Below are 15,605 nucleotides of genomic sequence, written 5' to 3' on the forward strand. Positions count from 1 at the left end.
CTGAGCGCACCGACCGCGGCGGCACGCTGCGCTACGCATGGCTCCGCGCGCCGCCACTCCACCGAATACAAAATTCACATCCAAGCCACCAGTCGGCACGCTTGACTCAAAAGCCCTCATATGAGGGTGGGCAAAGGAGCGTAAGCGACGTGCCCACCATCCATCACCAATCTTGTTTGCTCGATGGTGGGCGCTCGCTCGTTGAGCTACGGCGGGACAAGTCGCTCACCCACCCTACCGCTGCGGGTGATTTGCCTTTTGCGCCAAGCTCTAGTTCGGGTAGCAGACTGCGACAAATCAACTTAATGGGCAAATCACTTCTGATTTTCAGAAATCGTGTCAAGCCCGGGAATCAAAAATATTCCGCTTAACAGGGCGGGCAAATCAGTCGCATAACTCCGGCCGTCTTACGGCAGATGAGGGGCGTTGGCCATCGTCACGAACGCGCGGTGAGATGCGATGGACGCTGATGGCGCGATAGACGCTCGCGCCGGATGCGTACGGCGAAGTCGTGTGGTTCGGGCGCCGCGGTGCTGGTGCTAAGCTTGCGATACGGAGCGCAGGCGACGGAGGCAAAAGAGCCGTTCTCCGGGAAGAGCACGAAGTAAGTCGTAAAGCCATTGCGCAGGGAAGGCCGGGATGCTTCCGCCGAACCTGTATGCTCGTGTGCGCACTTCCTTGTGCACATTGCACGCGAGACCGCGGGTGCGGCGCGCACCCGGTCTTCCCTGCGCCCTCAGCTTGGAGAGGAGGGCAAACGAACATGCATACCTCGGGCAAAACATGTCGCGAGATCGCGAAACTATATCCACGTCATTGCGAGCGAAGCGAAGCAATCCATCTGCCCCCGAGTCGAGGTATGGATTGCTTCGCTGCGCTCGCAATGACGGGGATAGGCCGCGGCGTATTTCTGTTACCCCCGTGCGTGGGGTGCAAACGGTTTGTCGTGGCCAGACAGCCGTCTTGACTCCTCCCGAGATCGTTATAAAATATAACTATTCTGCAGAGGAAGTAATATACACCCATGGGAAACGCCGGCTCCACCGCAGCAGCGGGTCAATCCGACCTGCTCAAGATCGAGCAGAAGGGCGCGGTGCTGACCGTCGGCCTCAACCGTCCGGCCAAGCGCAATGCGCTGAATGACGGCATCATCCTGGCGATCCAGGATTGCTTCGCCAACCTGCCTGACGATATCGGGGCCGTCGTCGTTCATGGCGTCGGCGATCACTTCTCCTCCGGCCTCGATTTGTCCGAACTCACCGAGCACGATGCGACCGGCGGCCTGCTGCATTCCCAGATGTGGCACCGGGTATTCGACCGCATCCAGTATAGCCGCGTCCCCGTGATCGCGGCGCTGAAGGGCGCGGTGATCGGCGGCGGGCTGGAACTGGCCTGCGCCGCGCATATCCGCGTCGCCGAGCCGAGCGCGTATTTCGCGCTGCCCGAGGGCCAGCGCGGCATTTTCGTCGGCGGCGGCGGATCGGTGCGGCTGCCGCGGCTGATCGGGGTGGCGCGGATGATCGACATGATGCTGACGGGGCGGGTCTATTCGGCGACCGAAGGCTCCGCCTACGGCTTCTCGCAATACCTCACCGATGCCGGCGGTGCGCTGCCGAAGGCGCTGGAGCTCGCCGAACGCGTGGCTGCGAACGCGCCGCTGACCAACTTTGCGGTGTTGCAGGCGCTGCCGATGATCGCAGAGGCCAATCCGCAGACCGGCCTTCTGATGGAATCCCTGATGGCGACGGTGGCGCAGAGCGACAAGGAAGCAAAACGCCGCATTCGCGCGTTTCTCGACCACAAGACCGCAAAGGTGAAGCCGACCTGACATGAGCGCCACGCCCTCGATGTCCGCCTCGACCGGTTCAGCCGCGCGCGCCGATCATCCGCTGCGCCCGATCTCATTCGGCACGCCCGCGGTGCATGTCGAGCGCCGCGACGACGGCACCATCTATCTGCGCCCGAAGGCGCAACTCACCGACTATCCCGTGCGCATCACCGACCGCCTACACCATTGGGCCGCCACCGCGCCGGACCGCGTCTTCATGGCGGAGCGCAACGCCGCACGCGGCTGGCGGCAGATCACCTATGCCGAGCTGCTTGCGTCGTCGCGGCACATTGCGTCGGCGCTGTTGGCACGTGGCCTTTCCGCCGAGCGGCCGGTCGTCATCCTGTCCGGCAATTCGATCGATCATGTGCTGGTCGCGTTCGGCGCGCTCTATGCCGGCATTCCCTTCTGCCCGGTATCACCGGCCTATTCGCTGGTGTCGCGGGATTACGGCAAGCTCGGCTATCTGATGAAGCTGCTGACGCCCGGCCTCGTCTTCGCCGACGACGCCACGAAATTCGCCGATGCGCTCACAGCCAACGTCTCGCTCGGCACCGAGATCGCGGCGTCGCGCGGCACTGTCGCGGGACGTGAAATAACTGGTCTTGCGGACCTGATGGCAGCGCCTTTGCATCCGCGCCTCGACGCGGTGCACGAGGCCATCGGCCCGGATACGATCGCCAAATTCCTGCTGACGTCGGGCTCGACCGGCAATCCAAAAGCCGTCATCAACACCCAGCGCATGATCTGCGCCAATCAGGTGATGCTGCGCGAGACGCTGGCGTTCCTGAAGGACGAGCCGCCGGTCATCGTCGACTGGCTGCCATGGAATCACACCTTCGGCGGCAATCACAATATCGGGCTGACGCTGTACAATGGCGGCTCGATGTATCTCGACGAGGGCAAGCCGATGCCCGGCGGCATCGAGGAGACCGTGCGCAATCTCCAGGAGATTTCGCCGACGGTCTATTTCAACGTGCCCAAGGGCTATGAATCGCTATTGCCCTATCTGCGCGACGATTCAGCCTTGCGCAAAAAATTCTTTGCCCGCCTCCATGCGATGTTCTTCTCGGGCGCCGCGCTGTCGGCCTTCGTCTGGAACAGCCTCGACGAATTGTCGGTTCGGGAAACCGGCTATCGCGTGCCGATGCTGACGGGGCTTGGCGCCACCGAAACCGCGCCGTTCTTCATGTCGGTCAATCCGCACACTAGCCGCTCCGGCCATGTCGGGCTGCCGGTTCTCGGCAATGACGCGAAGCTGGTGCCCAACAATGGCAAGCTGGAAGTTCGCGCCAAGGGGCCGAACGTGATGCCGGGCTATTGGCGCCAGCCGGACATGACGGCGAAGTGTTTCGACGAGGAAGGCTTCTACAAGATGGGCGACGCGCTCAAGCCGGCCGTTGCAGATAATTTCGACGCTGGCTTCGATTTCGACGGCCGCATCGGCGAGGACTTCAAGCTCGCCAGCGGCACCTGGGTCAGCGTCGGTCCGTTACGGGCGCGCTTCGTTGCGGCCTGCGCGCCGCTGGTGCGCGACGTCGTCATTGCCGGCATCAACCGCGACGAAATCTCGGCGCTGGTGGTGCTCGATCTCGATGGCTGCCGCCTGATCAATCCGACGCTGCCGCAGGACGATCTGGCCGCCGCGGCGTCCGATCCGCTGATCGTGGCCGCCTTCCGTGAACGCTTCCAGCAATTGATAGCTGGCGCGACGGGCTCATCGACCCGGATCACGCGCGCGGTGCTGCTCGATACGCCGCTGTCGATCGACCGCGGCGAGGTCACCGACAAGGGCTCGATCAACCAGCGCGCGGTTCTGGAAAACCGCAGCGCGCTGATCGAGGAGATCTATTCGCCCGCGCCGTCGGCGCAGGTCATTACGCTGTTACCGAAATCGTAACTGAGTTTGTCAGGGAGAGCACCATGCAGTTGAACAATCAGGCCGCCATCGTTACCGGCGGCGCATCGGGATTGGGCGCGGCGACTGCGCGCCGCCTCGCGGCGCAGGGCGCCAAGGTCGCGATCTGCGATCTCAACGCCAAGCTTGCTGAGGATGTCGCCGCCGAGATCGGCGGCGTCGCCGTGATCTGCGACGTCTCCGACGCCGCCTCCGCGGAGGCTGCAATCGCCAAGGCTGCGGCGGCCCACGGTCCCGCGCGTGTGCTGGTGAACTGCGCCGGCATCGGCGTCGCCAAGCGCGTGATCGGCAAGGACGGCCCGATGGCGCTCGGTGATTTCGACAAGGTGATCAAGGTCAATCTGATCGGCTCCTTCAACATGCTGCGGCTGGCGACGGCTCCGATGTCGAAGCTGGAGCCGCTTGCGACCGGCGAGCGTGGCGTGGTGATTTCCACCGCGTCCGTCGCGGCCTATGACGGCCAGATCGGCCAGTCGGCCTATTCGGCTTCCAAGGGCGGCATCGTCGCCATGACGCTGCCGATCGCGCGCGAGCTGGCGCAGTTCGGTATTCGCGTGCTGACGATCGCGCCGGGCCTGTTCCTCACGCCGCTGCTCGCCAATCTGCCGCAGGAGGCTCAGGACTCGCTCGCGGCCTCGATTCCGTTCCCGCGCCGCCTCGGCCAGGCCGATGAGTTTGCCTCGCTGGCGCTGCACATGATCGACAACCCGTATCTCAACGGCGAAGTGGTGCGGCTCGATGCCGCGCTCCGCATGGCGCCGCGCTAGCGCATGATCCCTGCAAAGTGCGAAGCGGATTTCATGTGTAAACAAGGAAAGGAGATCATGATGCGATCGACAAAATCGCGTCTTGATCGGGGGTAATCCATGTTCGTCAACCGGCGCGACGTGCAGATCCAGTGGGGCGATTGCGACCCTGCCAACATCGTTTACTACCCGCGTTATTTCGCGATGTTCGACGATTCGACCTCGATCATGTTCGAAGCCGCCGGCTTTTCGAAGCAGGACATCATCCACAAATACGGCCTGGTCGGCATCCCCATGGTGGACACGCGAGCGAAATTCCACATCCCGTCGACCCATGGCGACTGGATCCGGATCGAAAGCCGGATCGAGAGCTTCAAGCGATCCAGCTTCGAGGTCGTCCATAACGTGTTCAAGGGTGAGGCGTTGGCGATCGAGGCGTTCGAGACCCGCGTGCTGGTCGGCAAGCATCCGGACGATCCGGCAAAGCTGAAATCGGCGCCGATGCCGCCGGAGATCATCGAGCGGTTCATGCGGAGCTGACTTTTTAGGGCTGACTTGGACGCCCGGCATGACCTAAAGGAGGGGCTGAATAGTCCGACGAGTTTTGCTTAAGACAATAAATAGATAATCAAGGGAGGAATGAATGAAGAAGGCTTTTCTGTCCGCTGCAGCCATTGTAGCGGCGCTCGCTTTGCCGGGCTCGCCGGCGGTTGCGCAGACCAACGAAATCACGATCGGCATCACCGTCACCACGACCGGCCCCGCGGCGGCGCTGGGCATTCCCGAGCGTAACGCGCTCGATTTTGTGCCGAAGGAAATCGGCGGCGTGCCGATCAAGATCATCGTGCTCGACGATGGCGGCGACCCGACCACGGCTACGACCAATGCGCGGCGGTTCGTGACCGAATCCAAGGCCGACATCATCATGGGCTCCTCGACGACGCCGCCGACGGTCGCCGTCTCCACCGTCGCGAATGAGGCGGGGATTCCACATTTCGGCTTGGCGCCGCTCCCGATTAACGAAGCGCGCATGAAGTGGTCGGTCGCCATGCCGCAGCCGATCCCGATCGTGGGCAAGGTGCTGTACGAGCACATGAAGGCGCACGGCATCAAGACGGTCGGCTTTATCGGTTTTAACGATTCCTATGGCGATCTCTGGGCCAAGGATTTTAAGGACCAGGCCGTCCCCATGGGATTGACCATGAGCACCGAAGAACGGTTTGCGCGGCCTGATACTTCGGTCGCAGGCCAGGCGCTGAAACTCGTTGCCGCCAATCCCGACGCGATCCTGGTCGTCGCCTCCGGTACCGCCGCAGCCTTGCCGCAAACCACGCTGCGTGAGCGCGGCTACAAGGGCCTGATCTACCAGACCCACGGTGCCGCCAGCATGGACTTTATTCGCATCGCGGGTCCGTCGGCTGAGGGTGTGCTCATGGCGTCTGGTCCAGTGATGTCGCCGGAAACGCAGCCCGACAGCGCGCTTACCAAGAAGCCGGGCCTCGCCCTCAACACCGCCTATGAAGCCAAGTATGGCGCCAACAGCCGCAGCCAATTCGCGGGTCACTCCTACGACGCCTTCGAAGTGCTCAAGCGCGTGGTGCCGGTGGCGCTGAAGACGGCCAAGCCGGGCACGCCGGAATTCCGCGAGGCAATCCGCCTGGCGCTGATGTCGGAAAAGGAAATCGCGGCGAGCCAGGGCGTCTACAACTTCACCGAAAAGGATCGCTACGGCCTCGACGACCGCTCGCGCATCATCCTCACGGTGAAGGACGGAAAGTACGTCCCGGCGAAGTGAGGGGCATGCGAACTTCGTAGGGTGGGCAAAGCGACTTGTCCCGCCGTAGCTCAACGAGCGAAGGCGGAAGCGTGCCCACCATAGTGCGACGAATGGAAGAGAGATGGTGGGCACGGCGCGTTGCGCCTTTGCCCACCCTACAGCCAACCACTCGTGGACGCGATCAGCATCGATGACGTCGGTTGTGCACGTACCTCATCGACGCTTCGCAACATCGTGCGGGCCTGCCCGGCGACGTGATCGACCAGCCATCGCTCGAACGCTTCGGGCGACATCGCGGGCGCACAGAGATAGCCCTGCACGACGTCGCAGCCGAGCCCGGCCAGGAGCTTGCGCTGCCCCTCGGTCTCGACGCCCTCGGCGACCACGGCCATCTTCAAGCTCTGGCCGACACGGACGACGGCGGTAGCGATCGCGAGCGCGCTGGCGTCGCGCTCGATGTTGCGCATGAAGCTGCGATCGATCTTCAATTCGCGGATCGGCAGATGCGCCAGCCGGCTCAGGCTCGAATAGCCGGTTCCGAAATCGTCCAGCGACAGCCCGACGCCGAGCTTGCGGATCGCATTCATGGTCTCGATCGCGGCCGTACGCTCGTTGACGAGCACGCCTTCGGTGATCTCGAGCATCAAGGCTTCCGGCGGTAGGCCATTGGCCGCGATGGTCTCCGCCACCACGGCCGCAAGCTTCGCATTCTGGAAATTGAGTGGCGACAGGTTGACGGCCACGCAGGGCACGTCCAGTCCGGCGCGGCGCCAGGCGGCCATCTGCCGGCAGGCTTCGCGGATCGACCACAGGCCGATCTGCTCGATCAGGCCGACCTCCTCGGCCAGTGGAATGAATTTCGAGGGCGGGACTTCGCCGAGCTCGGGATCATGCCAGCGCGATAGCGCCTCGACGCCGTAAAGCGCGCCATCGACGGTTCGGGTCTGCGGTTGATAGACGAGCCTCAACTCGTCATTGGCGATGGCCTGGCGGAGCGCCGCGCTGAAGACGAGCCGTTGCTCGGCGAGGCGGTTCATGTCGGCGCTGAAGAAGCGATGGGTCGAGCGACCGGCCTGCTTAGCCTGGTACATCGCCGCGTCGGCCTGCTGCATCAAGGTATCGATGTCGGTGGCGTTGTCGGGATAGATGCTGATGCCCATGCTGGCGGAAATCGGTACCTGGCGGTTGTCGATCCAAATCGGCGAGGCCAGCGCTGCGGTGATGTTTGAGGCGACCAGCGAGGCGCGGGCCGGATCGCAGTTCGGCAGGACGATGACGAACTCGTCGCCGCTCAGCCGTCCCAGCAGGTCGGAGGGCTGAATGCGGGCGCGCAGCCGTTTGGCGAATTCGACAAGCAGCGCGTCGCCGGCCGAGTGTCCGAGCGTATCGTTGACGTCCTTGAAGTGATCGAGATCGAGAAATATCAGCGCGAACTGCTTTCCCCTGCCATCGTCGATCGCCTGGTTGACCAATTGGCGCAATTGCGTGCGGTTCGGCAGCCCGGTCAGCATGTCGTGGTAGGCGAGGCGGGCGATCTGGGCCCGCGCCTCCTTGCGCTCGATCGCCAGCGCGCCGAGCTGAACGCAGGCATCCACGATCCGCTGATGCCAGCGGCTCGGCGCGCGGCGCTCCCTGAAATAGAAGGCAAAGGTTCCGATCACGCGACCGTCCTTGGCCTTGATCGGCGTCGACCAGCAAGCCTTCAGTCCGGCCTCCAGCGGCTTCGCTTTGAAAGGTTGCCAGCGCGGGTCGGTGTCGAGATCTTCGGCCAGCACCGGCGTGCCGAAATACGCGGCCGATCCGCACGAGCCGATGTTCGGACCGATGGCGACGCCTTCGAGGGCGCGGCAGTAGTCATCGGGCAGGCTGGGACCACCCAGCGGATGCACCAATCCGTCGGAGTCGACGTGCAAATACCGAAGCGACGACATCAGGCGCAATGACTTCGACGCGCCGGCAAGGCCGGTCGGCGATCTCGGTGAGCGGAAGTTCGTCGGCCAGCGCGCCCATGATGAGTTGCTGCAGCGACCGCAGTTGCTTGCTCTCGGAGATATCGCTGAGCAGGGCGAATACGTATTTGATCCGCCCGCGATCGTTGTGGAATGCCTTGACCGTGGCCGAGACCCAGATCTCATTGCCATCTCTGTCGTAGGCGAGGATCTCCTCCTCGTCGCCACGTCCGTCGCAGATGCGGCGGCGCAGCCTCGCCAGGGTCTTGCGGTCGGTAAGCCGCCTGGCGAGCAACTCATTGGCCTGCCGCCCCTGCGTCTCCGTCGCCGTGTATCCGAACATTCCGGAGAACGCCGCATTGGTATAGACGACGCGAAGATTGCGATCGGTGACGACGACGGCGCGGGTGGTCTTGTCGGCCACCAGGTTCAACAGCGCGATCCGCTCGCGCCGTTCGACCTCGGCGGTGATGTCCCGAACGAAGACCATGTAGCCGCTTCGGTCGCCGATCCCGACGCGTGAGACCGATGCGGATGCGCGAAGCCGGGTGCCGTCGCAGCGCCGGATGGTGATTTCAGAATTCGGCTGCAGGTCCGCAAGACCGAGACAGCTTGCATCGAGACCCAGGATATCCGCACGGGCGACGCCCCAGATCGATTCCGCCGCGGCGTTGAAATGGCTCACAAGCAGATCAGCGTCGACGATGACGACAGCCTCGCTGGCCTGCTCAAGCGCCGCCAGCAGGAATTCAGTGGTCTCGACATCAGAGTAATCGGAGGCGCGCATCGTCTGCCCTTGTGATCCGCCAGCCGCCCTCGACGCCCCGGCGTTGGGCGGAAAGTGGTTGCAGTACCGCAAGTTAGGAGACCGCGAGTATTCGGGAAGTCGTGCAACTCACACGATAGGGACGGAACTCATATCATGCTTAAGATTGTGTAAGTGAAGGCGCGGCGAAATCCGCTTTCAGGGGCAAGCCGACATGGCGGGAACCTGATGCCGACCTCGTCCAGCTTGGTGATAACCGCTCAGATTTGCCGAGCAAAACCATCTGTCGCTTTAATCAGCGCATCAAGAATGCCCGGTTCATCGTAGGCATGGGGCGCCCTCGATCAGATGAAAGTCCGCTTCAGGCCAGGCCTTGTGTAGTTGATACGCATAGCGTGCCGGGCATGGCATGTCGTAGCGGCCATGCACAATCGCGCCTTTGATGCCGCGGAGGCGGAAAGCATCCCGCAATATCTGACCGTCCTCAAGCCAGCAGCCGTTGGAGAAGTAGTGATTCTCGAGGCGCGCGAACGCGAGGGCGAAGTGATCGTCGGCGTGCGCGTTCGACAGTTTCGCATTCGGGAGAAGCGTAATCGTTTCGCCTTCCCAAACGCTCCAGGCCCTTGCCGCTTCCAGCCGTATGGAGGGATCGTCGCTCGTCAGCCGCTTGCGATAAGCGGCGATCATATTGTTGCGTTCGGTCTCCGGGATCGGTGCCTGGAAGCGTTCCCATTTCTCGGGAAAAATCTCCGAAACGCCATGTTGATAGTACCATTCGATCTCGGCCCGAGTCACAGTATAAACGCCGCGCAGGATCAGTTCGGAAACGCGTTCGGGATGGGCCTCCGCGTATACGAGAGCCAACGTCGACCCCCACGACCCGCCAAAAACAAGCCACTTTTCCACGGCTGCGATTTGACGTAGCCGCTCGATATCATCGACGAGATGCCACGTCGTATTTGCATGGAGCTCGGCATGCGGCGTCGAGCGCCCGCATCCGCGCTGATCGAACAGCATCACGTCATAGACGGAGGGGTCGAATAGCCGGCGATGGTCTGGAGTAACGCCCCCACCCGGGCCGCCGTGAAGAAATACCGCTGGTTTGCCGCCGGGTTTTCCGCAGCGTTCGTAGTAGATCGTATGCCCGTCGCCGACATCCAAAAAACCAACTGTGTATGGCTCAATCGGTGGATAGAGCGTGCGGAGTGGCGTCATTCTCTGGCTCGCGAAATCGACGAAGGCATGGTCAAAAATTCGCACTCTTCCAACCTCCTTGCAACTCGATCCCTTGGGTGCGGTCACCACCATGCAGCTATCGTCGTCGAGATAGGCGTGCAGCGGATGCAGAAAGGCCCGGCATCGCTGCCGGGCCTTTCATATTGTTGTGCTCTGAATGGTTGGACTTAGAAGTCCATACCGCCCATGCCACCCATGCCGCCACCAGGAGGCATACCGGCGCCGCCTTGGTTTTTCTTCGGCACTTCGGCCACCATGGCTTCCGTGGTGACCACGAGCGCCGCAACCGAGGCTGCATTCTGGATCGCCACGCGAACGACCTTGGTCGGGTCGATGATGCCCTTCGCGATCAGGTTGACATATTCGCCGGTCTGCGAATCGAAGCCGTAGGCATACTGGTCCTTTTCGAGGATCTTGCCGAGGATGACGGAACCGTCTTCGCCCGCATTGATCGCGATCTGGCGGGCCGGCCAAGACAGCGCCTTGCGCACGATCTCGACGCCGGTCTTCTGGTCGTCGTTCTTGGTGCGCAGGCCCTTGAGATGCAGGGAGGCACGGAGCAAGGCAACGCCGCCGCCGGGCACGATGCCTTCTTCCACTGCCGCGCGGGTCGCATGCATCGCGTCATCCACGCGATCCTTGCGCTCCCTTACCTCGACCTCGGTCGCACCACCGACGCGGATCACCGCGACGCCGCCCGCGAGCTTGGCCAGACGCTCCTGCAGCTTCTCACGGTCGTAGTCCGAGGTGGTTTCCTCGATCTGCGCCTTGATCTGGGCCACGCGGGCTTCGATGTCGGCCTTCTTGCCGGCGCCGCTGACGATGGTGGTGTTCTCCTTGTCGATCATCACCTTCTTGGCGCGACCGAGCATCTGCAGCGTAACGTTCTCGAGCTTGATGCCGAGATCTTCCGAGATCGCCTGACCACCGGTCAGAACCGCGATGTCCTGCAGTATGGCCTTGCGGCGATCGCCGAAGCCCGGAGCCTTGACGGCCGCGACCTTCAGACCGCCACGCAGACGGTTGACGACGAGGGTGGCGAGCGCTTCGCCTTCAACGTCTTCGGCGATAATCAGAAGCGGTTTGCCGCTCTGCACTACGGCTTCCAGCAACGGCAGCAGTTCGTTCAGCGAGGAGAGCTTCTTCTCGTTGATCAGGACATAGGCGTCGTCCATTTCAACGCGCATCTTGTCGGCGTTGGTGATGAAGTAGGGCGAGATGTAGCCACGGTCGAACTGCATGCCTTCGACGACTTCGAGCTCGGTCTGGAGCGACTTGGCTTCCTCGACCGTGATGACGCCCTCGTTGCCGACCTTCTTCATGGCATCCGCGAGGAACTTGCCGATTTCGGCGTCGCCGTTGGCGGAGATGGTGCCGACCTGGGCGATTTCCTCGTTCGAGGTGACCTTCTTGGAGTTCTTGACGAGGTCGGCGACCACGGCTTCAACAGCCAGATCGATCCCGCGCTTCAGATCCATCGGGTTCATGCCGGCGGCAACCGACTTGGCGCCTTCACGGACGATCGCCGCCGCCAGAACGGTCGCGGTGGTGGTGCCGTCGCCGGCAGCGTCCGCCGACTTGGAGGCGACTTCGCGCACCATCTGCGCGCCCATGTTCTCGAACTTGTCCTCAAGCTCGATTTCCTTGGCGACGGTGACGCCGTCCTTGGTCATGCGGGGGGCGCCGAACGACTTGTCGAGCACGACGTTGCGGCCCTTCGGGCCGAGCGTCACCTTGACGGCATTGTGGAGAATGTCGACACCGCGCAGCATGCGATCGCGGGCATCGACGCCGAATTTGACTTCCTTGGCTGACATGATGACCTCCGTACTCTCAGATCCCAAGATCCGCGCGACTGGGCGGATTCCTGAGGGATGAGATTTGGATTGCAGGCCTCTTCCTTCGAGACGCCGGCTGCGCCGACTCCTCAGGATGAGGTAACGGCTAAAGCGCTTAAGCGGCCTTCTTCTTGGCGGCGGGAGCGTCGGTGAGAACGCCCATGATGTCGCTTTCCTTCATGATCAGAAGCTCCTGACCATCGAGCTTGACCTCGGTGCCCGACCACTTGCCGAACAACACGCGGTCACCCACCTTGAGGTCGATCGGGATCAGCTTGCCGGCTTCGTCACGGCCGCCCGGACCAACGGCGACGACTTCGCCCTGCGAGGGCTTTTCCTTGGCACTGTCAGGAATGAGGATGCCGCCAGCGGTTTTGTCTTCGGCGTCGATGCGTTTGACCACGACGCGGTCGTGGAGCGGACGGAACTTCATGCGATCCTCCATGGCTTTTATGATTATTTCTGGATTGGCAGTCGCAATGGGCGAGTGCTAGCCGTCCTTCACATAAGCCTGTGACACTGTGGTGCAAGGGCTTCGGCCCACGATGTTTGACCGCGCTTGAGTTTCTGGAGGAGGCCCGACTGCTAGCAGGTGCAGTAACATGCTGCTAGAGCGTTGATTGCTATGACCTATTGAACGTTTCGCTTTTGGCGAATTGAGAATCACGCACTACGCTTCAGTTGGGCTGGAGGTTGGCATCGTCGAGGAAGATGCGGTTTCCAAGGATTTCAGGAAGCAGGTCTTAGGCTACGGGCTGACAACAGCGGAGATCGTTTATCGCCGTCCGGATCGGCGCTGGCTGCTGCAAACTTACGTCTGGCAGGACTACGATATGTTTCCGGATTTCCCGGCGTTGAAGGATTTCCTCGCGTTCTGGGAAACAAAGCTCGAAGGCCCGCTGTTTGCGGTCACCGTCGCGCACTCCAAACTGATCAAGCCTGTCGAACTACGCGCCGTGAACGGAGTCTTCCGGCTGCATTAACGCGAGGGCGAACGAAGCGAACAGAGAGTTGCACTTGCCGAACAGAATTTATCAGAACGCGCCCTAGATATCGCTCGCGCCCTCGTGCTGGAAGCCGAGATAGCTCGCCGCAACCCGCTGGTTGTTGGCGATGTCGCCCGCCGATCCCGAGAGGATGAATTCGCCGAGCTCCATGACATAGGCGCGATCGGCGATCTTGAGGGCCGCTTGCGCGTTTTGCTCGACCAGCAGCACCGAGACGCCGGCGGCGCGCAGTTCGCCGATGGTGCGGAAGATGTCGGCGACGATGATCGGTGCCAGCCCGAGGCTGGGTTCATCCAGCATCAGCAGTTTTGGCGCGCCCATCAGCGCGCGGCCCATCGCCAGCATCTGCTGCTCGCCGCCGGAGAGTGTGCCGGCCAATTGCTTGCGCCGCTCCTTCAGCCGCGGAAACAGCGCGTAGACGCGCTCGAACGATTGTGCGGCCGTGGCTTTCGGAATCCGGAAGGCCCCGAGCAGCAGATTGTCCTCGACGTTCATGGTGCCGAACAATTCGCGGTGCTCGGGCACGAGACAGAGGCCCGCCGCGACGCGATCCTCGATGTCGAGCGGGGCCATGTCGGCGCCGGCGAAGGTGGTGGCGCCCTTGAGCGGCAGCACGCCCATGATGGCGTTCAATAGCGTGGTCTTGCCGGCGCCGTTGGCGCCGATAATGGTGACGATCTCGTTGTCGGCGACCTCAAGCGACACCGAGCGCACGGCTTCGACTTTGCCGTAGGAAACGTGAGCGTCGGAGACCGATAACAGCGCGCTCATGCGGTAGCTCCGAGATAGGCCTTGATCACGTCGGGATTGGTCTTGATCGCGGCCGGCGTGCCCTCGGCGATCTTGGTGCCGAAATCCAGCACCACCACGCGATCGGCAAGATCCATCACAAAACCCATGTCGTGCTCGACCAGCAGCACCGACATGCCGCCGTCGCGCAACTGGCGGAGCAGTGTGGCAAGCCGCTGCTTTTCCATGTGACGCAGTCCTGCGGCCGGCTCGTCGAGCAACAGCAGTAACGGATCGACGCAGAGCGCGCGTGCGATCTCGACGATGCGCTGCTGGCCAAGCGACAGGCTTCCTGCCAAATGGTCGATCTGGTCGCCGAGGCCGACGCGCTCGATCTGACGCGCGGCTTCCGCCAGTAACTTTGCCTCATCGGCGCGGTCCAGCCGGAACATGCTGGAGATCGCGCCCGCAGACCCTCGCAGATGCGCGCCGATCGCGACGTTCTCCAGCACGGTCATGTCGGGCACCAGCTTGACGTGCTGGAAGGTGCGGGCGACGCCGAGCTTGACGACTTCCTGCGGCGGGGCGTTGTCGACCTTGTGGCCGAGCACCGAGATGGTGCCGCCGGTCGTCGTCAGCACGCCCGTGATCAGGTTGAAGGTCGTGCTCTTGCCGGCGCCGTTGGGCCCGATCAGGGCGACGATCTCGCGCGCCCCGACGTCGAACGAGACGTCGTTGACGGCAATCACGCCGCCGAACTGCTTGCGCGCTTTCTCGATCTGCAGCAGCGCGGCAGCAGCGGCCGGCGCGCGCTCGCGCTTGGCAAGGGGAAGCGACGTGTCGGGTGCCTTGCGGCCCGCCCTGAGCGGCAATCGCGCCATCAGCCAGGGCCAGACGCCGGTCGGCGCCAGTTGCAGCAGAACGACCAGCAGGATGCCGAACACGATGGTCTCGAGCTGGCTCTGACCGCCGAAGACATAGGGCAGATAGCTTTGCAGGATCTCCTTGAGGATCACGACGATGCCGGCGCCGAGCACCGCGCCCCAGACGTAGCCGGCGCCGCCGACCACTGCGATGAAGAGATATTCGATGCCGGCATGCGCGCCGAACGGCGTCGGGTTGGCCGCGCGCTGAAAATGCGCATAGAGCCAGCCGGACAGGCCGGCGAGAACCGCCGCATAAACGAACACCAATAGCTTGGCGCGCGGCGTCTGCACGCCGAACGCTTCACCGGCGATATGGCCGCGCCGTAATGCGCGGATCGCGCGGCCGGTACGGGAGTCCAGAAGGTTCATGGTCAGCAATGCCGACACCAGCACGCCGATCCAGATCGCGAAATAGATCGTGCCGGGATCGAGCATGCGGAAGTTGCCGATCGAGAGCGGCGGGATGCCGGAGATGCCGTCATTGCGGCCGAGGAATTCCAGCTTGCTGAACAGATAGAACAGGCCGATGCCCCAGGCGATGGTGCCGAGCGGCAGATAATGGCCGGATAGCCGCACCGTGATGATGCCGAGCAAAACGGCGGCAATGCCGCTGACCAAAAGCGAGAGCGGCAGCGTCAGCCATGGCGAGACTCCGTAGGCCGTGGTGAGTACCGCCGTGGTGTAGGCGCCGAAGCCGCAGAAGGCGGCTTGGCCGAACGAGGTGAGGCCGCCGACGCCAGTCAGCAGCACCAGCCCCATCGCCACCAACGCAGCGAGGCCAATATTGTTGAGCAGCACGATCCAGAACGGCGGGATGCCCGGAATGAACGGGATCGCCGCCATGAGAGCTGCGAAGATGAGGAGAGGGGTTCGCTGCTTCATCGC

At 62.8% G+C, this 15,605-nt stretch carries 10 protein-coding genes and 2 pseudogenes; 6 read left to right on the forward strand and 6 right to left on the reverse strand.

Annotation, left to right across the window (positions count from 1 at the left end; genetic code table 11):
• Positions 1 to 1,024 precede the first annotated feature (1,024 nt).
• The 5 genes from AC0QUY_RS29575 (at position 1,025) to AC0QUY_RS29595 (ending at position 6,287) form a co-directional block, all read left to right on the forward strand.
• Complete coding sequence (locus tag AC0QUY_RS29575) at positions 1,025 to 1,828, forward strand: crotonase/enoyl-CoA hydratase family protein (protein WP_475389770.1); 804 nt, start codon at positions 1,025 to 1,027, stop codon at positions 1,826 to 1,828.
• Between the two features lies 1 nt (position 1,829).
• Positions 1,830 to 3,728 carry a feruloyl-CoA synthase gene (locus AC0QUY_RS29580; protein WP_475389771.1) on the forward strand — a complete coding sequence of 633 codons (1,899 nt, stop codon included), beginning with the start codon at positions 1,830 to 1,832 and terminating at the stop codon, positions 3,726 to 3,728.
• Positions 3,729 to 3,751: 23 nt separating this feature from the next.
• Positions 3,752 to 4,513: an SDR family NAD(P)-dependent oxidoreductase gene (locus AC0QUY_RS29585; protein WP_161851679.1), complete on the forward strand. Its 762-nt coding sequence runs from the start codon at positions 3,752 to 3,754 to the stop codon at positions 4,511 to 4,513.
• A gap of 99 nt (positions 4,514 to 4,612) precedes the next feature.
• On the forward strand, positions 4,613 to 5,032 hold the full coding sequence (locus tag AC0QUY_RS29590; RefSeq protein ID WP_161851680.1) for an acyl-CoA thioesterase: 420 nt from the start codon (positions 4,613 to 4,615) through the stop codon (positions 5,030 to 5,032).
• A 103-nt stretch (positions 5,033 to 5,135) separates the two neighbouring features.
• Entirely contained in the window at positions 5,136 to 6,287 is a 1,152-nt protein-coding gene (locus tag AC0QUY_RS29595) for an ABC transporter substrate-binding protein (RefSeq protein WP_475389774.1), read from the forward strand.
• A gap of 137 nt (positions 6,288 to 6,424) precedes the next feature.
• Here the strand turns inward: AC0QUY_RS29595 and AC0QUY_RS29600 are convergent.
• The 4 genes and pseudogenes from AC0QUY_RS29600 to AC0QUY_RS29615 all read right to left on the reverse strand — a co-directional run bounded on the left by AC0QUY_RS29600 (position 6,425) and on the right by AC0QUY_RS29615 (position 12,491).
• Positions 6,425 to 9,005: pseudogene (locus AC0QUY_RS29600) on the reverse strand (EAL domain-containing protein).
• A gap of 239 nt (positions 9,006 to 9,244) precedes the next feature.
• A pseudogene (gene pip, locus AC0QUY_RS29605) lies at positions 9,245 to 10,199 on the reverse strand (prolyl aminopeptidase).
• A gap of 188 nt (positions 10,200 to 10,387) precedes the next feature.
• Complete coding sequence (groL, locus tag AC0QUY_RS29610) at positions 10,388 to 12,037, reverse strand: chaperonin GroEL (RefSeq protein WP_161851683.1); 1,650 nt, start codon at positions 12,035 to 12,037, stop codon at positions 10,388 to 10,390.
• A 136-nt stretch (positions 12,038 to 12,173) separates the two neighbouring features.
• Complete coding sequence (locus AC0QUY_RS29615; RefSeq protein WP_475389775.1) at positions 12,174 to 12,491, reverse strand: co-chaperone GroES; 318 nt, start codon at positions 12,489 to 12,491, stop codon at positions 12,174 to 12,176.
• 265 nt (positions 12,492 to 12,756) lie between these two features.
• Here AC0QUY_RS29615 and AC0QUY_RS29620 point away from each other — a divergent pair, with 265 nt between their 5' ends.
• Positions 12,757 to 13,041 (forward strand): usg protein, encoded by a 285-nt coding sequence (locus AC0QUY_RS29620; RefSeq protein ID WP_475389832.1) that lies wholly within the window; start codon positions 12,757 to 12,759, stop codon positions 13,039 to 13,041.
• Between the two features lie 63 nt (positions 13,042 to 13,104).
• Here the strand turns inward: AC0QUY_RS29620 and AC0QUY_RS29625 are convergent, their stop codons facing one another.
• Together AC0QUY_RS29625 and AC0QUY_RS29630 are read right to left on the reverse strand one after the other, a co-directional pair.
• Positions 13,105 to 13,836 carry an ABC transporter ATP-binding protein gene (locus AC0QUY_RS29625; protein WP_475389776.1) on the reverse strand — a complete coding sequence of 244 codons (732 nt, stop codon included), beginning with the start codon at positions 13,834 to 13,836 and terminating at the stop codon, positions 13,105 to 13,107.
• Positions 13,833 to 15,602, reverse strand: a complete 1,770-nt coding sequence (locus AC0QUY_RS29630) for a branched-chain amino acid ABC transporter ATP-binding protein/permease (protein ID WP_475389777.1) — start codon at positions 15,600 to 15,602, stop codon at positions 13,833 to 13,835. Before AC0QUY_RS29630 ends, AC0QUY_RS29625 begins: the two co-directional genes overlap by 4 nt.
• Positions 15,603 to 15,605 lie beyond the last annotated feature (3 nt).

This window comes from Bradyrhizobium sp. WYCCWR15520 (genome assembly GCF_056174665.1).

Excerpts from the sequence above, each read along its gene's own strand:
- AC0QUY_RS29590 (WP_161851680.1), top strand. The coding sequence starts at position 4,613 with ATGTTCGTCAACCGGCGCGACGTGCAGATCCAGTGGGGCGATTGCGAC.
- AC0QUY_RS29580 (WP_475389771.1), top strand. The coding sequence starts at position 1,830 with ATGAGCGCCACGCCCTCGATGTCCGCCTCGACCGGTTCAGCCGCGCGC.
- AC0QUY_RS29595 (WP_475389774.1), top strand. The coding sequence starts at position 5,136 with ATGAAGAAGGCTTTTCTGTCCGCTGCAGCCATTGTAGCGGCGCTCGCT.
- groL (WP_161851683.1), bottom strand. The coding sequence starts at position 12,037 with ATGTCAGCCAAGGAAGTCAAATTCGGCGTCGATGCCCGCGATCGCATG.
- AC0QUY_RS29585 (WP_161851679.1), top strand. The coding sequence starts at position 3,752 with ATGCAGTTGAACAATCAGGCCGCCATCGTTACCGGCGGCGCATCGGGA.
- AC0QUY_RS29625 (WP_475389776.1), bottom strand. The coding sequence starts at position 13,836 with ATGAGCGCGCTGTTATCGGTCTCCGACGCTCACGTTTCCTACGGCAAA.
- AC0QUY_RS29575 (WP_475389770.1), top strand. The coding sequence starts at position 1,025 with ATGGGAAACGCCGGCTCCACCGCAGCAGCGGGTCAATCCGACCTGCTC.
- AC0QUY_RS29615 (WP_475389775.1), bottom strand. The coding sequence starts at position 12,491 with ATGAAGTTCCGTCCGCTCCACGACCGCGTCGTGGTCAAACGCATCGAC.
- AC0QUY_RS29630 (WP_475389777.1), bottom strand. The coding sequence starts at position 15,602 with ATGAAGCAGCGAACCCCTCTCCTCATCTTCGCAGCTCTCATGGCGGCG.